Source organism: Polaromonas sp. 39-63-25 (assembly GCF_002278925.1).
In the GTDB taxonomy this organism is placed as follows: Bacteria; Pseudomonadota; Gammaproteobacteria; order Burkholderiales; family Burkholderiaceae_C; genus Polaromonas.
This window is the reverse complement of sequence record NZ_NCJH01000019.1, coordinates 12,683-33,081: the sequence shown is the minus strand read 5'-3', so window position 1 is coordinate 33,081 and position 20,399 is coordinate 12,683. Positions and strand designations below refer to the sequence as shown.

Here is a 20,399-nt window from a genome sequence, read left to right as displayed (position 1 = left end):
CCTTTTTTCCATCACGCCCGGAGTCCACCCCAGGCGCCAGGCCACCGCAACGCCCCGGCACGCGGCTATCATCGCCCCATGCTGATAGAGACTCTGAGCGCCGCGCGCGACATGGGGCGCCTCAACGAAATTGCCGGTGTGCTGATCCGCCACGGCTTCGGCGACAGCGTGCGCCGCCTGGGCCTGGCCGACAAGCTCGAGCGCGCCGGCCACGCCCTCAGGTGGGACAGCGCCGCCGACCTGGCCCGCATTGCGCCCCCCGTGCAGGTGCGCCTGGCCCTGGAAGAGCTGGGCCCGGCCTTTGTCAAGCTCGGGCAGATCCTGGCCGGCCGCGCCGACCTGTTCGGCCCCGAGTGGATTGCCGAGTTCGAAAAACTCCACAGCCATGTGCCCGCCGTGCCCTTCGAGCAGTTGCGGCCGCAGTTGCGCGAAGACCTGGGCGGCGAGCCCGAAGGCGTGTTTGCCCGCTTCGACACCGAGCCACTGGCCGCCGCGTCGATTGCCCAGGTGCACCGCGCGCAACTCAAGGACGGCACCGAGGTCATCGTCAAGATACGCCGCCCCGGCATCACCGAGGTGATCGAGGCCGACCTGCGCCTGCTCGGCCGCCTGGCCGCGCTGGTGGAAGCGGAAATGCCCGCGCTCAAACCCTACCGCCCGCAGCAGCTGGTGCGTGAACTGGTCAAATCCCTGCGCCGCGAACTGGACCTGGCCGGCGAGTGCCGCAGCGCCGAACGTATTGCCGCCAACATGGCGCCGCTGCCGTGGATCGTCATTCCGCGCGTGCACTGGGCGCACACCGGCGAACGCGTGAACGTGCAGGACTTCGTGACCGGCGTCCCCGGCGACCAGCTCGACCAGCTCACGCCCGAGGCCGGCTTCGACCGCACCCTGCTGGCCCAGCGTGGCGCGCGCGCCGTGCTCAAGATGATTGTGGAAGACGGTTTCTTCCACGCCGACCCGCACCCCGGCAACGTGTTCTACCTGCCCGGCAACGGCATCGCCTTCATCGACTTCGGCATGGTCGGGCGCCTGTCCGAGCGCCGGCGCGAAGAGCTGCTGCAGCTGCTGCTGGGCCTGGTCGAGCGGCAGGCGCAGGCCGTGGCCGACGTGCTGATGGACTGGACCGGCGACAGCCACGGCACCAACCTCGGGCAGCTCGAAACCGAGATCGAGACCTTTGTCGACCAGTACCACGGCACGCCGCTGGCCGAGCTCAGCCTGGGCCAGATGCTGGCCGACGTCACCACGCTGCTGCGCGAGCACCACCTGGGCCTGCCGTCCGACCTGGCGCTGCTGATCAAGGCCTTCATCTCGCTCGAGGGCATGGGCCGCGGGCTGGACCCGGGCTTTCACATGGCCACCGAGGCCACGCCCATGCTGCGCCAGGTGCTGCGCGCCCGCTACCAGCCCGAGGCGCTGGCCGGCCGCGCCTGGAAGACCCTGCGCCGCACCCTGGCCGTGGCCGAACAGCTGCCGCACGACGTCTCGCGCCTGCTGCGCAACGCGCGCCGCGGCCACCTGAGCGTCGGCATCGAGCTGGCCCACCTCAAACGCGTGGGCGACCAGCTCAACCGCGCCGCCAACCGCCTGGCCATGGCGCTGATCATTGCCGCCCTCATCATCGGTTCGTCCATCGTCATGACGGTCAAGGGCGGCCCCACGCTGATGGGCCTGCCGCTGTTCGGCTTTCTTGGCTTCGCCGGCGCCGTGCTGGGCGGCCTGTGGCTGGTGCGCGCCATCTGGCGCAGCAGCCGCGGGCGCGACATCGACGAAGCGGAGTAAACCCAAAAAAAAGCAGCATCCGCCTGTTGGCAAATGCTGCTTGGGTTGAAGGCGCCTCCAGCCTTTTGAGCGTCTTTTAAAGCCTGTTACGGTCTTTTAAAAGCCCGTCAAAGACGGTTGGCGCGCTTTAGCGGGCCGGGGCGGCGCCCTCAACGGCCGCGTCCGCCTTGGCATCGGCCTTCACTTTGGCCTTCGCCTGGCCACCCGTAGCTTTGGCTGCGCCGGTGCCGCTTTTCACTCCAGCCTTGCCGGCCTGCGCCACGCGCTTGCCGCCGGTCGTTGCAGCACCACCTGCGGCTTCCGCCGTATCACGCACACCGCCCAGCACCTTGCCTGCGCCATCAGTGGCGCTGTTGGCCGCGCCTGCGGGCGCCCTGTGCTCTTCCGCCGTCGCATTGCCATTGGCACCTGCGCGCACGCCGGCCTCCAGGCCAACACCGGCATTGGCGGTGCCGCCAGCGGGCTGCACGGCCGTGTTCGCACCAATGCCTGCACCCACACCAGCATTCGCCGCCGGGCCGGCGGCAACGGTCACGCCGGTGGCGCCGCGCACGGCACCGTCCACATTCACCAAGCCGCCGGCCTGCGCTGACACACCCCAGATCATGGCCGTGGTCAGCACCATCAGGGAAGGAAGGGCGCGCAAGGCCCGCGGCTTGGCCACAGGTGCCAGCGTTCGGGAAGAGGCAGATTGAAATTTGTTGAAACGGATCATTGAAGCTCCTGCTGTTGAAGAAGCGTTCATCTTCCAACGCCAGAATGTTCACTGAGTGTCGGCTTCGTTGGCTTTGTAAGGTGATGCATTGCCACCACTAGGCGAGCACTTTAGCGCAAGTGACCGCTTACATGACAAGCCGTCTTCACCATGCGGAACGGCCATGCCGGCCGGATGTAGCGGATGTCACCATTCACTACCCGCATTCCCGCCCAAGCGCGGTTCCGGGCCACCGGCACAGGCGCTGCCGGCCCAACTCAGCCGACGGGCCGGATGCCGATCAGGTAGCCGTGCGCCCAGAACGCAAACACCGCCCAGGCCGCCGCACCCACCACCACCGTGATCGCCGTACCCGAAGCCGTACCCGCCGCGTACACCGTGCCTGCCGCCCGGTCACGCGCCCGCGCTGCCCTGAAGCTCAGCACCGCCCACACCAGGAAGGCGCCGAACAGCACCACATGCGCCAAGTTGCCGTTGGCCAGCAGGTGGGCCAGCGCCCACACCTTCACGCCCAGCACCATGGGGTGGTGCAGCCGCCCCTTGATGGCGTTGCGCGGCACATAGGTGGCCGCCAGCAGGATGAAAGCGATCAGCGTCAGCAACGAGGCCAGGTGCCGCATGCCTCGTGGCGGCATCCACAGCTGCACCGGCTGCTGCCGCGCCAGGCCAAAGCCCCACACGATCAGCACAAAACCGGCAATCGACAGCAGCGCATAAACCGCCTTCCAGGGCAGCTCACCCACGCGGCCTATCGTCGCCGTGCGCCAGCCGTCGGCAGCGATGCGTATGGAATGCACGCCCAGAAAAAGCACCAGACCCAGAATCAGTATTGCCACCGCCATCTCCTCGAAGTATGGAAGCGATTATGAGCGCCCGCGGCGTGCGCCGCCACGCCGTTCGGGCTGAACTGGTTGAGTTGGTTGGCGCCATTCCGCTATTGAATTAATAGCTGGTGGCGCAGGTGGATAAAGGGCTGAAGGCCGATTTGACATGAAAAAGTCACGCAGAATCAAAAAGGCCAGTCATCCCGGCCCGGCCCCGTCAGCCCTGACCCAGCTCCTGCAGCAATTCATTGACCACCGCTTCCAGCGCCGGCAGTGAGTGTTCAATGACGTCCCAAACCGTATCGTGATCTACCCGCGCATAACCATGAATGAGCTGGTTTCTGAACGCCACGATCTGCGGCAGGTGTGGAATGCGGGCAGCCAGTTCAGCTTGCGCCTTGTCCAGTTGGTTCAGCGCCTCGCCGATGATTTCAAACTTCCGCTCCACCGCCGAATAAACCAGCGGCGTGTGCGCGTAACTGTCGGCGTCCAGCCCGGCTGTGAACTGCTTGATGGCTGCGGCAGCCTCGCGTACGTCCCAAAGCCAGGCCCGCGGGTCACGCTGCATAAACCACTTCACGTGCGCTATTGATGCCTGCCAGCACGTACGGGTTGCGCACGCTGCGCGGCTCAACCAGGTCAACACCGCGCCCGAGCAACTGCTCCAGCTCCGACTTGAGCGCAAAGTAGCCATCAAGCCCGCGCTTGGCACCGGGGGCAAATTCCACCAGAAAGTCAGCGTCGCTGCGCAGTGGATCGAAGTCGGTGCCGCGCGCGGCCGATCCAAACACTTCCAGCCGCTGGATGTGCAGTCGCTGACAGATGCGCGCAATGTCCGCGCGCTTTTGCGTGATGAGGGGATGCATCGTGGCGCAATGGTACCAGCGAGGGTGTGATTGATCCAGCAAGGCAACCATCATCAGCCCGCTATGACAAACATAGCTGCTGGCGCTCACCAATCAAGGGCTGGGCCCCGATTGGATGCCCGCGCCAGCCCCCGAACCGGCCGCCTCAATGCCCGGTGGTTTTCCCGCGCCGCGCCTGCGACTGGTTGCTGCCGCCGACATGCGCCTCGCGGTCGCTGCGGCTGTCGGGCGTGCGCTTGCCCTGGTTCAGCTGGGTGGCATCCTGCTCGCCCATTTTGTTGGTGTCGTTTTCCACCTTGCCGGTGTGGGGGGGCTGCTTGTCACGCGGGTTCTGGTTCTTGCTGCTGGGCATGGTGCACTCCTTGGAATGAAGGGGGATGAAGGGGAAAAAGGTCCCCGCGCCAGCCATGCTGCCGGGTTGGGCCATGCCATCAAGTTACGCCTTTTTGGCTGCGTGTTCTTGTTTTATGTCATACAGGCCCGCTTGCAAACGCAGCCAGCCAAGCCCGGCGGCGCGTCCCATGGCCCCTGTGGGCAGTTTTCAAGGCAACCCCCATCCTTGTGTAGACTCGCCTGAAGAATTTCTGCACCCCGCCCGCCTGTTGCCCAGGCGGCTTTTTTCTTCAACCGGTCCCTTGATGCGCCTGAGAATCTTTCTGGTCGAAGACAGCCCCGTGATCCGCGCCAACCTGGCCGAGTCCCTGGAAGAGCTGGTGGGCGCCCGCGTGGTGGGCGGGGCCAGCAGCGAAGACGAGGCCCGCCAATGGCTGGCCGACCACCCCACAGACTGGGACCTGGCCGTGGTCGACCTGTTTTTGCTGCAGGGCAACGGCCTGAATGTGGTCAAAAGCTGCGGCAACCGCGACCTGCGGCAAAAAATCGTTGTGCTGACCGGCTACGCCACCCCGGCCATGCGCCAGCGCTGCCTGGCCGCAGGCGCCGACGCCGTGTTCGACAAAGCCACCGAGATCGAGGAGTTCACCACCTATGCGATCAACGAGGTGGAGCGGGTCACCGGCGAAACACGCTGGTAGTGCCGGCAGGCCGCCAGCGCGGCCTGCACACCCCTCAGCCGGCGCCGAAGCGGCCCGGGTGCGCTACGGATCTGCTACGTATTTAGTAGCTGCCCACGCACACTCCATAAGGTCCAGAGGCAGATTTCACCCCTAAAATCCGGCCAACAGGCCCCGCCGGACCCAAGAGCAAGAGCCTCAGCCCGCCGCCTCGGCAAAACACATGGCCTCGATCTTGTGGCCGTCCAGGTCGCGCACAAAGGCCGCGTAGTACGTCGGCGTGTAGTGCGGCCGCAAGCCGGGCGGCCCGTCGCACAACGCGCCCAGCGCCAGCGCCTGCGCATGAAAGGCATCCACCTCCGCCGGCGAGTTGGCCAGGAAGCTGATGTGGGTGCCATTGCCCGGCGCAGCCCGCCCCCCATCGAGCGGCCGCCCGACCCAGAACTCCGGAAACGCCCGGCCATAAGCCACCGACTCGCCGTGCGTCATGACCTGCTTGATCTGCAGCGCGCCCAGCACCGCGTCATAAAACGCCCGGGCGCGCGGGTAGTCGTTGGTGCCTATGGAGAGGTGGGAGAGGATGCTGGGGGGAAGGTCGGAGGGATCGGACATGGTGGCTCCTTGGGTGAATATGATCGACTGTTCTCAGCAAGACACTGATGAAACCACCCACCGCATCCCGCCGAAAATCAAGCGTACACGGCCATCTGACGGTTGCCAAGTGATCCCCGGCCTGTTAACCTGGTGAAGCAAAGCCCCCCTGTCAAAGGAACAGCAATCATGACGGAATCACGCATCCCTCAACTCGACGGAACATCCAGAGAAGCGGCGTTTGCGTGGCTCCAGGCCATGCACAAGCAAGAGTTGCTTTTCTGCCTTGATGACAGGCCAGAAGACATTCTCAGGATATCGGACGGTACCCGGCTTTACTCTGACAACGAAGCCAAGGAAGTTGCAGGAATCCTTGATGTGCTCTTCGCAAAACACGGCGACGAACTTCATGACCTGGCTTTCGAGGTCGTGAGCAGAACTTTCCATATCCCAGCAGAGCGGAGAGCCATGCATTCGATGTATGGCTGACGTAGTAGATGCGGCGACACGTAGCCGCATGATGGCCGGTATCGGCGGCAAGAACACCCAGCCAGAGTTGCTTGTCCGCAAGGAGCTGCACCGCCGAGGCTTGAGGTATGTCCTGAATGGCGCAGGTCTTCCGGGGCGCCCGGACGTTGTGCTCCCGAAATGGAAGGTAGCCGTCTTCGTCCACGGATGCTTCTGGCATTGGCATGGCTGCGCCCTTTCCAAGATGCCGGCCAACAATCGGCCATTCTGGGAAACCAAACTAAACGCAAATACGAGCCGTGACACTGTTGCGTTGCTCAGCCTCCTCTCTGCAGGCTGGCGAGTTGCCACTGTCTGGGAATGCGCATTACGGGGAAAGGACGCAATGGCAAAGTTACCCTTCCGCATGGATACTCTGGCATCCTGGATACAACACCCAAGCGCTCAACCCGCGCTGGAACTACCCGACTTGAACGACCGACTACATGACCATTGACGTTATTGACTTGTTTGCTGGCCCTGGCGGCCTTGGCGAGGGATTTTCCTCGCTGGATAAGGGCAACGCCTTTCGGATTGCCGTATCAGCCGAGATGGAGAGCAGCGCCCACAAGACCCTGACGCTGAGAGCCTTTTTCAGGCACGCTCAGCGGGTCGGGGACCTGAAAGCGATCGACACTTACTACGCCTATTGCAATTACGTGGGGGCTCCGCACCCCTCAACAGCGCATACAAGCCTCTGGGCGGCAGCGAAGAGCGAGGCTCAACAGCTGACGCTGGGAGATCCTGCTTCCAACGAAACCCTGGATCAGATCCTGAGGAAGAAAAAGCTGTCAAGTGAAAACACCGTTCTCATCGGTGGACCTCCCTGCCAAGCCTACTCACTGGTTGGACGCTCACGCAACCTTGGCAAGAAGGACTACGTTCCGGAGGAAGACCATCGTCATTTTCTCTATCAGGAATACCTCCGGATATTGGCAAAGGAGCAGCCGGCCGCCTTTGTAATGGAAAACGTCAAGGGCATTCTTTCCTCAAAGCTCAACGGTCACCTGGTCTTCCACGACATCTTGAAGGATCTAACGAACCCGCGCGCAGCAGCTGGACAAAAGAAGGGTGCCCGATACACCATCTACTCACTGTCTTCCGAAACAAAGTACACATCGGAAATGGAAATCAGCGAAATTGACCCGGCCGACTTTATTGTTCGTGCTGAAGAGCATGGAATTCCGCAGGCTCGCCATCGCGTGATCCTCCTGGGTGTAAAGGAAGGCTTCGAGCCCACTCAGCACCCGTTGCTTGCGCGCCAACAGCAACGAACCGTGGGCTTCGCACTGCGAGATCTACCCAGGCTACGCAGTCGCTTGAGCACAAATGACAGCCCAGACGGCTGGTACCAGACAGTGACTGGAATTGCACGTGGTTTTGCCAACGACGCCCGGCACCGCAAACACCCACTGGCAGAAGCGCTGTTGGCCAACGCCAGAGCAATGGAGCCCGGCCTACCCACCGGTGATGACCGACTCCAAAAGCGAACACCCAGGCAATCCTCAGACGACTATCTCAACTGGGTGCGCGATGAGCGCATTGAGGTCTGGTTGCATCATGCCGCACGCTCGCACATGGCTAGCGATCTCGGGCGGTACTTCTATTCAGCAACATTTACGGAGCACTTCAAGCGCTCACCGAAGGGTGATACGGAATTCAACCTGGACGGCTTGGCACCAGCCCACGCCAACTGGAAAACGGGAAAATTTTGTGACAGGTTCAGGACCCAGGTTGAGGGAGCACCGAGCAGTACCGTAACCAGTCACATTGCCAAGGACGGGCACTACTTCATTCACCACGACCCCGCACAATGCCGTAGCCTGACGATTCGCGAGGCTGCCCGGCTACAGAGCTTTCGCGACAACTATTTCTTTGAAGGAAATCGGACAGAGAAATATCACCAAGTTGGCAATGCCGTACCACCTTTACTAGCCAATCAAATTGCGCAAGTAGTAAGTCAGATACTACGCGGGGCAGGCCAACCTCACTGAGGAAAATGCCAGTACTGTAAATGTTAGTTTTGTCTTACATTTTGTGTTATCCGCTGGCGGAAAACGCGAGCGGCAAGGCCATCCAAATTCGCAAGTAACGGGAAAAAAGCAAGCCCCTCCCCTTCCCAAAGTCGAGATGCACAAGGTTAACAACTGATGGCGGTTCTCGTCAGTTACGCGTCTTCGATATGAGGACTCTCCTTGGCGGCTGCGGATATAGGGAAGTAAATAAATTAATGGCCAAGGGAGAGAAAAATGAAGTGCATGCCAAGGATAATTCCGCGCGCCGAAGTCGATCAGGGTATTACCCAGCGGGATCAATTCAATACCGAAGAATTCGCGATTGGCGAAACTTTGATTCGTGAACCGCACCAGAACTCGCTTGATGGTCGGGTCAAAGGTTCAACTGAACCGGTCAGGACAAGAATCGCTCTTGTTGAAGCAGCCGCAACTGATGCTAGGTATTGGGACGAATTGCTATCGCCGCTTCGCCCACACCTAGAAGCATCACGAATAAATTTATCTGCCCTTGATCTATCGAAACCGCGAATCCTCCTAATCGAAGACTTTGGCACTACGGGGCTACTGGGCGACCCGGACAACAAAGACACGCTCAATTTCTCGGACTTCTGGCGCCGATTTGGTTTATCTCATAAAAAGGGGGGAGCCGGTGGCCGTTGGGGCCTAGGAAAACTTGTGTATTCCAGCGCATCAGCAATTGGCACATTTTTCGGACTAACTATTCGGCATGGCGACCCGGCTTTAGAGCGTTTGCTAATGGGTCAAGCAGTTCTGAATAATCACAAAATCGGGGATAAAGACTACGCACCACATATCTTCTTTGCTGTTCCTGCCGATGATAATTTTCAACTACCGGAGCGAACAAGCTCTGTCATAGAGCGATTCTGCAAAGCCGCCGGAATTCAACGAAAGAATGAACCGGGCCTATCGATAGCAATAATTTGTGTTGGTAGTGGTCTTGAACCGATTACTCTTCTTCCACACGTAATCTCGAATTATTTCTTTCCTGTTCTAACAGGCAAATTGATCGTGGAGATAGGGGATAAAACCATCACAGCCGACACATTCGATTCGATTGCCAAGGCCTATGGAGGGGCGGCTCTTTCTGATGGTGCATTAGTCACGTTTATTCGTTCTATCCCGGGACATGACGCTGACACGGAACGGCAGCAGTTAGGGAAGGAATGGCCAAAGCGGGGAACCGCGGCGTCGTTGTCAGATGCGAGCAAAGAAATTTTGCAAGCGGCCTATCGCTCGGGCTTGCTAGCATCTTTACGAGCCCCGATAACGCTACACCGCAAGGACGGGTCACAAGAAACAACTTATGTTGATGCTTATTTAAAGAAAACGCCAGAAAATTCGAACGGCTTGGCTTTGTTCGTTAGAGGCAGCATAACGATTCCTGGCGAAGCTCGTGCCTTCAAAGGTAGAAGCGCGTTCGGCGCCCTAATCGCAGCGGATGATCCGATCACCGAGTTTTTAGGCGACGCCGAAAATCCGGCTCATACAAAGTGGGTTGGTTCTGCGAAGAAGCTTAGCGATAGCTGGGACCGGGGCGCAGAAACGGTCTCAGCAATACGCAGGCTTCTAAATGAGTTCTATGATCTTGTCGCAGACGCAGACACTACCGTCGACGAAGACGTCTTTGCCGAGTTCTTCTCCATTCCTGATCCGGATCCAGGAAAGAAGGTCAAAAAGAAACCCGACCCCTCTCCACCACCACCACCACCGCCTCCACCACCACCACCTGAGCCGCGCGTATTCAAAGTAATTCCCAAAGCGGGTGGCTTTCTGGTTGTGGGAGTTGCAGCATCGACGGTTTCAGTACCTTACAAGTTGATCATTCAACTCGCCTATGGCGTTTTCAGAGGAAATGCATTCAACAAACACAAGCGACAAGACTTCGACTTTTCAGGTTCTACACATCCTCATGTCTCCGCTAGCGGTGCATCTTGGAAAGCCATCAATCCGAACACCCTTGAGATTAACGTCTCCAATCCAGCATTCCGTCTCGACATAACGGGATTTGACTTGGAGCGGGATCTAGAACTCAACGTGGAGCAATCCGAATGAAGCGAACGATTAACTCCACGGGTCGGCTGCGTATAAATCGCTCAATGGTGTCCTTTGACATAGCTCGGACGCCGGACGGACTACCGACGAGTTTCACAGCACATCTTGCGGGGCTAAGCGAACTTGGCTTGCCCCATGACGCATCGGTCATAGTTGAGCCATACTTTCGCGCCAGCGGCTCGCGCTTTACTTACGGCACTATCGGAGAAATAACACCTCCGACAGATACTTCACTTGCGGAAATTGATAAGGGTGGCGAAATTCTCTTTCGCGTAAAGGTTATCGATACAACCAGCCACGTCGGTCGCCTTCTCGCATCAGGCCATCGCATACCGGCGAACGCTCCATTGGTCTCGGGCGATCAAGCCGGCATCAAACCCCTTCTCCCCGCGAAGCCTGAATGGCTCGGGGAGCGAATTTGGGACATCAGCCTGGCCGATACAGATCGACCATATCTCCTTGTGAATAACCGAATTCCTGACCTAGCCTATAGGATCAAAAACGATCCACTACTTCGAGGCTCTGTTTTCGTGGAGGCATTCCGGAAAATCGTAATGCATATGCTAGACCCGGAGTCGGCGGAGCTTGAATGGCTTGCATCTTGGAAGATCTTTCTGGCCAAGCTCGGTATCTCATTTCCGAGCCAGTTGTTTGATGAAGATGATGAGCGAGACACATTTGTCAATCAAGCCGTTGCGGCTTTCTCGAATAAGTATCAATTCGCGACTCAAGCAATGATCACAAAAGAGCCGGAGCCTTCGTACCATGAATGAAATACGGGTCCTCAACGATGCAGGAATATCAAAGTTCACCGCCTATATTCTGTCTCTGGCCGATGATGCAACACTGGAGCCACCTAAGGAAATCTTGCTTGATGATGCTTGGTCAGAGAAAGCTAAATTCACCGCGCAAATAGAGCCACGACCGTATGGTCGCCCATTTTCTTCTGCGTATGAGCTAGGCAATTACCTGTGCACTAGCGTTTTGGTATCACTACCAAAAAGTGACATCTCACACGACTACCGCTTGTGGAACTGGTTGGCACTTTATCTATTTGATGAGCTGTGCCCATCGATTGAGGGGAATCGGAAGCCATTGGAGCTTTCCGCCTATGTGTTGGCCAAGGAGTATTCATACCAACGTTATTACCGACACATAGTCAGAAGCGCTTGGGCGTTAGTCACCGTCCATGGCGACCGAAGCAAAGTACTCCTTGTGCCCGGCACAAAGCATCCCGTTCCCGTCGCAGTTCGTGCTGAACCGCAGATGCAGATATCGGCTACTCAGCAGTTTGTCGAAAGCAAAAATGTAGTTCGACTTGCTTATGAACTTTACTTTGATGAAAAAACCGACAAACTGAAGGCTGGCAGTTCAACAAAGGAAGACGGCGGCCCTCGTAGATTCGTTTCCGTTCTAAATCAATTCGACTTGACTTACGATCTTGAAGATCCCCCCACCGATACACTCCTGCAATTGCTTCCAGAAGAGTTCACTCGCTTCAAGAACCCAAGCAAATTGAAGAAACCAAAAAAAAAAATAGGAGGCTCCTCCCGCTGACGAGGACAAACCCCTTCTGTGTATTGAATGTAGCTATCAGGACTTTCTGCTCGCTACGCAATCGACACATTTGAAGCGCAGGATTCGGATTCACTTAATCTTTAGCCTTCCGCCGCTCTTTGACCGCCCGCGCCAACCCCTCCAGCACAGGCACCGTCTGCGCCATGCTGATGCAGGCATCGGTGACCGACACACCCGGCCGCAGCGGCGTGCCGGGCACGATGTCCTGCCGCCCTTCATGCAGGTGGCTTTCGATCATGAGGCCGGTGATGCGCTGGTCGCCAGCCGCCATCTGCTGGGCCACCTCGGCCGCCACGGTGATCTGGCGCTGGTGCTGCTTGCTGCTGTTGGCGTGTGACACGTCGATCATCACCTGCTCGCGCAGGCCGGCGCCCTTGAGCAGCGCGCAGGCGGCGTCCACATCGGCTTTTGAATAGTTGGGTTGTTTGCCGCCGCGCAGAATCACGTGGCAGTCGTTGTTGCCGCGGGTTTCAAAAATCGCGGCCTGGCCCATCTTGGTCATGCCCATGAAGGCGTGTTGCGCCTGCGCCGCCTGGATGGCGTCGGTGGCCACCTTGATGCCGCCGTCGGTGCCGTTCTTGAAACCAACCGGGCAGCTCAGGCCTGAGGCCAGCTGCCGGTGGCTGGGGCTTTCGGTGGTGCGCGCGCCAATGGCGCCCCAGCTCACCAGGTCGCTGATGAACTGCGGGCTCAGCAGGTCCAGAAACTCGGTGCCCACCGGCAGGCCCAGAGCCAGCACGTCGAGCAGCAGGCGCCGCGCCATTTCCAGCCCTTCGTTGATGGCGAAGCTGCCGTCCATGTGCGGGTCGTTGATGTAGCCCTTCCAGCCCACGGTGGTGCGCGGCTTCTCGAAGTACACACGCATCACCACCAGCAGGTCGTCGGCCAGTGCGTCGGCCTGCACCTTGAGCTGGCGGGCATAGTCCATGGCCTGGTCATGGTCGTGGATGGAGCAGGGCCCCACCACGACGATCAGCCGGTCATCGGCGCCATGCAGCACGCGCGAGATGGCCGCGCGGCTGCGCTCCACCAGGCTCAGGCTGGCTTCGGGCACCGGCAGCCACTCCTGCAGCAAGGCGGGCGTGATCAGCGGGCGCACCGCGCCTATGCGGGTGTCGTCGATGCGGGTGGTGTCGTGGGTGGACAGCGGCGTGGCGGGGTGGGTATGGGAGGGCATGGGGCAGATTATGAGCGTTTTATGACTCCAGCCCTTTGGGGGCGGGCGCAACCAGCTACGCTTTTAATAGCGATTCAGCGCCGCTCACACACTGGCGTACTTCGCCATCAGCGCAGGAACGGCAGGTTTCGCGCAGCGCTGCAGGGTCATGAGCAAGGCGTGGTCGGGCTTGCCCACGCGGTGGCGGGTGCGCAGGTCGTGCTGGATCTGCCCCAGCAGCGATGCCGCCATTTCCGCATCGGCCAGCGCCCGGTGCGCACGGCCGGCGCGCGGCAGGTGGTGGTAGTCCACCAGCACGCCGAGCTTGTGGCTGGGGGCCTGCGGGTAGAGCCGGCGCGCGACCAGCATGGTGCAGGCAAAGGGCTGCAACGCCGCCGCGCCGGCACGCGCCAGCTCGGCCTGCCAGAACTTGCGGTCAAACGACGCGTTGTGCGCCACCATGGGTGCGTTGCCGACGAAGCGGCTGGCCTCGCGCATGACGCCGGCAGCCTCGGGCGCCGCAGCCACCATGGCGTTGCTGATGCCGGTGAGGCTGGTGATGAAGGCGGGAATGTGCACGCCCGCATTCATCAGGCTCTGGAAGCGGTCCACCACGCAACCGTTTTCAAGCAGCACGATGGCCACCTCGGTGGCGCGGTCGCCCATGGCGGGCGACAGGCCGGTGGTTTCAAAGTCGATGACGGCGATGCGGGTCATGTGCGGCCGGCGCCTCAACGCAGCTGATACTTCAGCAGCTCCTGGCTTAGCGCCTCTTCGAGTTGAGGCAGATCCCGGGAGACGGTGTTGAACAGGGTTTCATGTTCAACCTGCTCATACCCATGCGCCAGTATGTTGCGCAAGCCGATCACCTGCCGCCACGGCACATCGGGCATCTGCCCACAACGCGCCACGTCTATGCGGCTGGCCGCTTCGCCGAGATTGATAAACAGTTTTTCAGTCGCGAGACAAAGAACACGGTTCGCCAGAAACTTTTCAAGAGGCTGTTCTGCGAGCAATCCGCGGAGCTCCTGCACAAACTGCAGCATATCGGCCAGATGTGCCGGGGTGCGATCAATCGTCATTCAAAAACGGGTCGCAATTGCGGCTCAATGGCCATGCGCCGGTAGGCATTGCGGAGAATGGAAGGAAAAGCCAAGTCAATTTTCCGTCCATCGAACGCGGCAGACAGCTCGTCTTGCATGTCCACCAGGGCAAAGCCGCTCGGAGCCTCTCCGGGAATAAACTCCACCAGCAAATCGACATCGCTCTCAGGACGCTCCTGGCCTATTGCTGCAGACCCAAACATGCTCATCTTGCGGACGTGATAACGCCTGCAGATCTCGGCGATCTGTGAGTGTTGGGCCGGTGCAATGTTCATGCTGCAAATTATGCGCTGAGCAACTCAGACGTCAATGTTCGCGGCGCGCAGCGCATTCGTCTCGATGAACTCGCGGCGCGGCTCGACGTCGTCGCCCATCAGCATGGTGAACACGTGATCGGCTTCGATCGCGTCGTCGATCTGCACACGCAGCAGGCGGCGCACGGTCGGGTCCATGGTGGTTTCCCACAGCTGGGCCGGATTCATCTCGCCCAGGCCCTTGTAGCGCTGGCGTGCGGTGGCGGCTTCGGCCTGCGTGATCAGCCAGGCCATGGCGTCGCGGAAGGTCTCGACTTTTTCTTCCTTCTGGCGCTCGCCTTCGCCGCGCGTCACCTTGGCGCCTTCACTCATCAGGCCCTTGAAGGTCACCGCAGCTTCGACCAGTGCCAGGTAGTCGGCGCCGTGCACAAAGTCCTGCGTGAGCACGCTGCTTTTCACGTTGCCGTGGTGACGGCGGCTGATGCGCAGAATCGGTTTGTCGTTGCGGCTGTCAAACTCGCCGGCCACTTCGGCCGTGGGCAACTGGGCCTGCAGCGCGGCAGCGGACCGCTCGGCGTCTTCCACCGTGTCGAGGTTCAGGGCCACGCCGTCGGCAATGGCTTTGAGCGCTTCGGCGTCCATGTAGCCGCGCAGGCGGGCAATGACGGACTCGGCCAGCTGGTGCTTGCGCGCCAGCTCAGCCAGCGTGTCGCCGCTCAGCAGCGTGCCCTGGCCATTGGCGGGGTCGGCACCGGTCAACACAGCGGCGTCTTTCAGCGCTATCTTCAGCAGGAAGCTGTCGAGGGCCGGGCCGTCTTTGAGGTACTGCTCTTCCTTGCCCGACTTGACCTTGTACAGCGGCGGCTGCGCGATGTAGATGTGGCCGCGCTCGACGAGCTCGGGCATCTGGCGGTAAAAGAAAGTCAGCAGCAGGGTGCGGATGTGCGCGCCGTCCACGTCGGCGTCGGTCATGATGATGATGCGGTGGTAACGCAGCTTGGCGACGTTGAAGTCGTCGTTGCCGGTGGTGCCGCCGGCCTTGCCGATGCCGGTGCCCAGCGCGGTGATCAGCGTCAGGATCTCGTTGCTGGTCAGCAGCTTTTCATAACGCGCTTTTTCAACGTTCAGGATCTTGCCGCGCAGCGGCAGGATCGCCTGGAACTTGCGATCGCGGCCCTGCTTGGCGGAGCCGCCGGCGGAGTCGCCCTCGACGATGTAGATTTCGCACAGCGCCGGGTCTTTTTCCTGGCAGTCGGCCAGCTTGCCGGGCAGGCCCATGCCGTCGAGCACACCCTTGCGGCGTGTCATGTCGCGGGCCTTGCGCGCGGCTTCACGGGCGCGCGCGGCTTCGATGATCTTGCCGACAATGATCTTGGCGTCGTTGGGCCGCTCCTGCAGGTAGTCGGTCAGCAGCTTGCTGACGATGTCTTCCACCGGGCCGCGCACCTCGGAGCTGACCAGCTTGTCTTTGGTCTGGCTGGAGAACTTGGGCTCGGGCACCTTGACGCTCAGCACGCAGGTCAGGCCTTCGCGCATGTCGTCGCCGGTGACCTCGACCTTGGCTTTTTTGGCCAGCTCGCTGTCGTCGATGTATTTGTTGATCACCCGTGTCATCGCGGCGCGCAGGCCGGTCAGGTGGGTGCCGCCGTCACGCTGCGGGATGTTGTTGGTGAAACACAGCACCTGCTCGTTGTAGCCGCTGTTCCATTGCATGGCGACTTCCACACCGATGTTGGTGTTCTGGTCGCTCTGGCGGTCGCCCATGGCGTGGAACACGTTGGGGTGCAGGACGGTCTTGCCCTTGTTGATGAAATTGACGAAACCCGTCACGCCGCCGGCGCCGGCAAAGTCGTCTTCCTTGCCGGTGCGCTCGTCCTTCAGGCGGATCTTCACACCGTTGTTCAGGAAGCTCAGCTCGCGCAGGCGCTTGCTCAAAATTTCGTAATGGAAATCGTTGTTCTGCTGGAAGATGTCGGTGTCGGGCAGAAAATGCACCTCGGTACCGCGCTTGTCGGTATCACCCAGCACCTGCATGGGGGACACATCGACGCCGCCGACCTGCTCGATGATGCGGTTCTGCACAAAGCCCTTGGAAAACTCCATCACATGGACTTTTCCTTCGCGGCGAATCGTCAGGCGCAGCATCTTGGACAGCGCGTTCACGCAGCTCACGCCCACGCCGTGCAAGCCGCCCGAAACCTTGTAGCTGTTCTGGTTGAACTTGCCGCCGGCATGCAGCTCGGTCAGCGCGATCTCGGCGGCCGAACGCTTGGGCTCGTGTTTGTCGTCCATCTTGATGCCGGTCGGGATACCCCGGCCGTTGTCCACCACGCTGATGGAGTTGTCCAGGTGGATGGTGACCATGATGTCGTCGCAATGGCCGGCCAGCGATTCGTCGATGGAGTTGTCGACCACCTCGAACACCAGGTGGTGCAGACCCGTGCCGTCGGAGGTGTCGCCGATATACATGCCAGGGCGCTTGCGCACGGCCTCCAGCCCTTCCAGGATCTGGATCGAGCCCTCGCCGTACCCCTCAGAGGCGCCAGCCTGGTTGGAGTCGATCTTGGGCTGGAAATTGGAGCTTCCCTCGCCGCCCTCACCGGAATGAACGCCTTCCATTTCGCGGCCCGTGTTGTCAGGAGCGGCTTCGTTGGCTTTGTTTTCTTCGGTCATAACTAACTTTTACCTACGGTGAAACTTCGTTTTCTCAAACTCTTGAATGACCAAACCCGCTTTGGCTAGCGGGTTCGGCTGGGTGGCGGTTTTATTTTTCGCGAGCTGTGGCGCTTAAATCCGCATCGGCATCACGACGTATTTGAAGGCGGCGTTGTCCGGAATCGTCAGCAGTGCAGAGCTGTTGGAATCGGCCAGCTCGATCTTCACCATGTCCTGGTCCATGTTGGCCAGGGCGTCGATCAGGTAGGTCACGTTGAAGCCGATCTCAATGGCGTCACCGCCGTAGTCGATGTCGAGCTCGTCGACCGCTTCTTCCTGCTCGGCATTGTTCGACGCTACGCGCAGGGTGCCCGGTTCGATGTTCAGGCGCACGCCCTTGAACTTCTCGCTGGTCAAAATGGCGGTGCGCTGCAGCGAGGCCAGCAGCGGCACGCGGCCCAGGGTGATGATGTTCTTGTGGTTCTTCGGGATCACGCGGTTGTAGTCGGGGAACTTGCCCTCGACCAGCTTGGTGACGAACTCCATGCCTTCGAACGAGAACTTGGCCTGGTTGCCGGCGAACTGCATCTCGATCGCACCTTCCTTGTCGCTGAGCAGGCGCTGCATCTCCAGCACCGTCTTGCGCGGCAGGATCACTTCCTGGCGCGGCACCTCGACATCGAGCGTGGCCGACGAAAACGCCAGGCGGTGGCCATCGGTGGCCACCAGGCTGAGCTGCTTGCCTTCGGCGACGAACAGGATGCCGTTGAGGTAGTAGCGGATGTCATGCACAGCCATGGCAAACGAGACCTGGTTCAGCAGCTCCTTGAGCACCTTTTGCGGCACCGAAAAGCTGGGGCCGAAGTTGGCGGCTTCCTGCACCAGCGGAAAGTCTTCGGCCGGCAGCGTCTGCAGCGTGAAGCGGCTCTTGCCACCCTTGAGGATCAGCTTGTTCTGCGCCGATTCCAGCGACACCGTCTGGTCGCTGGGCATGGAACGCAGGATGTCGATGAGCTTGCGTGCACCAACGGTGGTCGTGAAGTTGCCCGTGTCACCGTCCAGCTCGGCTGTCGTGCGGATCTGGATTTCCAGGTCGCTGGTCGTCAGCTGCAGCTGCGCGCCGGTCTTGCGGATCAGCACGTTGGCCAGAATCGGCAACGTGTGCCGACGCTCAACAATGCCCGCGACCGATTGCAGAACCGACAAAACTTTATCCTGGGTGGCTTTGAGAACGATCACTGTCTTAACCTCTTATTTCTTTAATTCAAATTAGTAGTAGTAGATAAGGGAAGCACGTTTCTGTGGACAGCCCTATTTTCTTCTTTTTGATCAACTACTTGGCGCTTGTTTAACCTTGTGGTCAGACCACCCTCTACTCTGCCGCTCGACATGAACAACTTCCGGAAATCCACTTCCCCTGTGGATAAGTCATCAGTTGTTCAAAAGTTGTCCCCATGGTTGTCAGGCAAGCCTGAAACCGGTGGGAAATTGCTGAAAAAGTATTCAATTCAGCCTTTCAATGTTTGTTCCAGCACGTGCAGCTGCTGGTTGAGTTCGGTCATCTGCTGGCGCTCGGCCGCCATCTTGCGCACGGCGTGCAGCACGGTGGTGTGGTCGCGGCCGCCAAACAGCTCGCCAATTTCGGGAAGGCTCTTCTGGGTCAGTTCCTTGGCCAGGTACATGGCAATCTGGCGCGGCCGGGCAATGCTGGCGGGCCGCTTCTTCGAATACATGTCGGCGACTTTAATCTTGTAATAGTCGGCCACGGTCTTCTGGATGTTCTCGACCGATATCTGGCGGTTCTGGATGGACAACAGGTCGCGCAGGGCTTCCCGGGCCAGCTGGATGGAGATTTCCTTGAGGTTGAAGCGGGAGTAGGCGAGGATCTTGCGCAGAGCGCCTTCAAGCTCACGCACGTTGGAGCGCACGTTCTTGGCCACAAAAAACGCGACCTCTTCGGGCATGACCGTGCCTTCGGCCTCGGCCTTGCGGATCAGGATGGCCACGCGCATCTCCAGCTCGGGCGGCTCGATGGCAACCGTCAAACCCGAGTCAAAACGCGAGATCAGGCGCTCATGGATGTCCGTCAGGCCTTTGGGATAGGTGTCGCTGGTCATCACGATGTGCGACTTCTTGGTCAGCAGCGCCTCAAAGGCGTTGAAAAACTCTTCCTGGGTGCGGTCCTTGTTGGCGAGGAACTGCACGTCGTCGATCAGCAGCAGATCGAGCGAGTGATAACGCTCCTTGAACTCGTCAAAAGTCTTGCGCTGGTAGGCTTTAACCACATCCGACACAAACTGCTCGGCGTGGATGTAGAGAACTTTGGCGGCGGGGTTGTCGACCATCAGCTTGTTGCCGATGGCGTGCATCAGGTGGGTCTTGCCCAGGCCGACGCCGCCGTAGATGAACAGCGGGTTGTAAAGCTGGCCCAGACTGCTGGCCACATGCATCGCGGCGGCACGGCCCATGCGGTTGGCCGTGCCCTCGATCAGGGTGTCGAAGGTCAGCGCGGTGTTGAGCCGGCTCTTGAACGGCGCACCGGCAGCGTCTTCTGCGACGCCCAAGCCAGCCGGCTCGGTGACGCCGTTACCTTCGAAGCTGCGCGTCAAAGGTGCAGACCTGGTGCCGGGTTCGCGCTGAGCGAGCGCTAACTCAAGATGAATGCTGTGGCCGGAAACCTTCTCCAGCAGGGCAGAAATACGGCCGGCATATTGCGCGCGTATCCAGTCCAGCTTGAAGCGGTTGGCAACTTGAATGGTGACTTTGGACAGGTCGCCGGCGACCTCGGCCACCAGCGGACGGATCCAGGTGTTGAACTGCTGCTCGGGCAGTTCCTGCGCCAGATGGTCCACGCAGCTTTGCCACAAGTCCTGGCTTGAACTGTGAACGGCTCCCTCACGCATGGTGTCCGGGGGCTGGGTAGTCGCATTGGCCAGCATGCTTTTGCTTGTGGATATTATTAATTTTTGGCACCCGTTATTGTAGTCGTGTGGCGTAGTTATCCACACAAAAAGGACTTCGGGTTTTAACCTAGGTAGCGCCGGGCGGTCGCTGCGCGGCCCTGGCGCCGGCGTTGACAGGGGGATCTCAGCATTTACCGGCAATGCGGCCCCTAACTTGTTGCCAGCGTTGGGAAATCTGCGATAATCGTGGGTTTCCCTGATTCATAGCGGGTCGGCGCGCCGTGGCGATGCTTGTTTTCAAGCACCGTTTACGCCTTGCGGGCCCTGCTGACTTGCAGAGTTGGTTGTGTTGTACAGCCGC

At 60.0% G+C, this 20,399-nt stretch carries 21 protein-coding genes; 8 read left to right on the top strand and 13 right to left on the bottom strand.

Annotated elements, in window-relative coordinates:
- Window positions 1-78: 78 nt before the first annotated feature.
- Window positions 79-1,785 carry an AarF/UbiB family protein gene (locus tag B7X65_RS18950; protein ID WP_293595846.1) on the top strand — a complete coding sequence of 569 codons (1,707 nt, stop codon included), beginning with the start codon at window positions 79-81 and terminating at the stop codon, window positions 1,783-1,785.
- 127 nt (window positions 1,786-1,912) lie between these two features.
- Here B7X65_RS18950 and B7X65_RS18945 read toward each other — a convergent pair whose 3' ends face one another.
- From B7X65_RS18945 to B7X65_RS18925, 5 genes are all read right to left on the bottom strand, one after another.
- Window positions 1,913-2,500: a hypothetical protein gene (locus tag B7X65_RS18945; RefSeq protein ID WP_293595845.1), complete on the bottom strand. Its 588-nt coding sequence runs from the start codon at window positions 2,498-2,500 to the stop codon at window positions 1,913-1,915.
- A 257-nt stretch (window positions 2,501-2,757) separates the two neighbouring features.
- On the bottom strand, window positions 2,758-3,336 hold the full coding sequence (locus tag B7X65_RS18940; RefSeq protein WP_293595844.1) for an NnrU family protein: 579 nt from the start codon (window positions 3,334-3,336) through the stop codon (window positions 2,758-2,760).
- A 205-nt stretch (window positions 3,337-3,541) separates the two neighbouring features.
- On the bottom strand, window positions 3,542-3,892 hold the full coding sequence (locus B7X65_RS18935) for a HepT-like ribonuclease domain-containing protein (protein WP_293595843.1): 351 nt from the start codon (window positions 3,890-3,892) through the stop codon (window positions 3,542-3,544).
- Window positions 3,882-4,190 carry a nucleotidyltransferase domain-containing protein gene (locus tag B7X65_RS18930; RefSeq protein ID WP_096699076.1) on the bottom strand — a complete coding sequence of 103 codons (309 nt, stop codon included), beginning with the start codon at window positions 4,188-4,190 and terminating at the stop codon, window positions 3,882-3,884. Before B7X65_RS18930 ends, B7X65_RS18935 begins: the two co-directional genes overlap by 11 nt.
- Before the next feature lie 145 nt (window positions 4,191-4,335).
- Entirely contained in the window at window positions 4,336-4,542 is a 207-nt protein-coding gene (locus B7X65_RS18925) for a hypothetical protein (protein ID WP_293595842.1), read from the bottom strand.
- Between the two features lie 286 nt (window positions 4,543-4,828).
- Here B7X65_RS18925 and B7X65_RS18920 point away from each other — a divergent pair, with 286 nt between their 5' ends.
- Entirely contained in the window at window positions 4,829-5,224 is a 396-nt protein-coding gene (locus B7X65_RS18920) for a response regulator transcription factor (protein ID WP_293595841.1), read from the top strand.
- 177 nt (window positions 5,225-5,401) lie between these two features.
- Here B7X65_RS18920 and B7X65_RS18915 read toward each other — a convergent pair whose 3' ends face one another.
- Window positions 5,402-5,815, bottom strand: coding sequence for a VOC family protein (locus B7X65_RS18915; RefSeq protein WP_293595840.1), 414 nt, complete (start codon window positions 5,813-5,815; stop codon window positions 5,402-5,404).
- Window positions 5,816-5,983: 168 nt separating this feature from the next.
- Between B7X65_RS18915 and B7X65_RS18910 the strand changes: the two genes are divergently transcribed.
- The 6 genes from B7X65_RS18910 to B7X65_RS18885 all read left to right on the top strand — a co-directional run bounded on the left by B7X65_RS18910 (window position 5,984) and on the right by B7X65_RS18885 (window position 11,946).
- Window positions 5,984-6,283: a hypothetical protein gene (locus B7X65_RS18910; RefSeq protein WP_293595839.1), complete on the top strand. Its 300-nt coding sequence runs from the start codon at window positions 5,984-5,986 to the stop codon at window positions 6,281-6,283.
- A complete protein-coding gene (locus tag B7X65_RS18905; RefSeq protein ID WP_324498450.1) occupies window positions 6,276-6,758 on the top strand; it encodes a very short patch repair endonuclease in 483 nt (160 codons plus the stop codon). Before B7X65_RS18910 ends, B7X65_RS18905 begins: the two co-directional genes overlap by 8 nt.
- Window positions 6,748-8,295: a DNA cytosine methyltransferase gene (locus B7X65_RS18900; RefSeq protein ID WP_293595838.1), complete on the top strand. Its 1,548-nt coding sequence runs from the start codon at window positions 6,748-6,750 to the stop codon at window positions 8,293-8,295. Before B7X65_RS18905 ends, B7X65_RS18900 begins: the two co-directional genes overlap by 11 nt.
- Before the next feature lie 255 nt (window positions 8,296-8,550).
- Entirely contained in the window at window positions 8,551-10,389 is a 1,839-nt protein-coding gene (locus B7X65_RS18895) for a hypothetical protein (protein WP_293595837.1), read from the top strand.
- Entirely contained in the window at window positions 10,386-11,162 is a 777-nt protein-coding gene (locus tag B7X65_RS18890; RefSeq protein ID WP_293595836.1) for a hypothetical protein, read from the top strand. The genes B7X65_RS18895 and B7X65_RS18890 overlap by 4 nt, the downstream gene beginning before the upstream one ends.
- The gene (locus tag B7X65_RS18885) at window positions 11,155-11,946 is read left to right on the top strand and encodes a hypothetical protein (protein WP_293595835.1); all 792 of its coding nucleotides are present in this window, start codon (window positions 11,155-11,157) and stop codon (window positions 11,944-11,946) included. Before B7X65_RS18890 ends, B7X65_RS18885 begins: the two co-directional genes overlap by 8 nt.
- Before the next feature lie 94 nt (window positions 11,947-12,040).
- Here B7X65_RS18885 and B7X65_RS18880 read toward each other — a convergent pair whose 3' ends face one another.
- From B7X65_RS18880 to dnaA, 7 genes are all read right to left on the bottom strand, one after another.
- Window positions 12,041-13,144: a 3-deoxy-7-phosphoheptulonate synthase gene (locus B7X65_RS18880; RefSeq protein WP_293595834.1), complete on the bottom strand. Its 1,104-nt coding sequence runs from the start codon at window positions 13,142-13,144 to the stop codon at window positions 12,041-12,043.
- Window positions 13,145-13,228: 84 nt separating this feature from the next.
- A complete protein-coding gene (locus tag B7X65_RS18875; RefSeq protein WP_293595833.1) occupies window positions 13,229-13,840 on the bottom strand; it encodes a 3'-5' exonuclease in 612 nt (203 codons plus the stop codon).
- A gap of 14 nt (window positions 13,841-13,854) precedes the next feature.
- Window positions 13,855-14,205 carry a DUF86 domain-containing protein gene (locus B7X65_RS18870; RefSeq protein WP_293595832.1) on the bottom strand — a complete coding sequence of 117 codons (351 nt, stop codon included), beginning with the start codon at window positions 14,203-14,205 and terminating at the stop codon, window positions 13,855-13,857.
- Window positions 14,202-14,501 carry a nucleotidyltransferase domain-containing protein gene (locus B7X65_RS18865; RefSeq protein ID WP_293595831.1) on the bottom strand — a complete coding sequence of 100 codons (300 nt, stop codon included), beginning with the start codon at window positions 14,499-14,501 and terminating at the stop codon, window positions 14,202-14,204. The genes B7X65_RS18870 and B7X65_RS18865 overlap by 4 nt, the downstream gene beginning before the upstream one ends.
- A 24-nt stretch (window positions 14,502-14,525) precedes the next feature.
- Window positions 14,526-17,099 (bottom strand): DNA topoisomerase (ATP-hydrolyzing) subunit B, encoded by a 2,574-nt coding sequence (gene gyrB / locus B7X65_RS18860; RefSeq protein WP_293595882.1) that lies wholly within the window; start codon window positions 17,097-17,099, stop codon window positions 14,526-14,528.
- 168 nt (window positions 17,100-17,267) lie between these two features.
- Window positions 17,268-18,374: a DNA polymerase III subunit beta gene (gene dnaN, locus B7X65_RS18855; protein ID WP_096699065.1), complete on the bottom strand. Its 1,107-nt coding sequence runs from the start codon at window positions 18,372-18,374 to the stop codon at window positions 17,268-17,270.
- A 269-nt stretch (window positions 18,375-18,643) separates the two neighbouring features.
- Window positions 18,644-20,038 (bottom strand): chromosomal replication initiator protein DnaA, encoded by a 1,395-nt coding sequence (dnaA, locus tag B7X65_RS18850; RefSeq protein WP_293595830.1) that lies wholly within the window; start codon window positions 20,036-20,038, stop codon window positions 18,644-18,646.
- Window positions 20,039-20,399 lie beyond the last annotated feature (361 nt).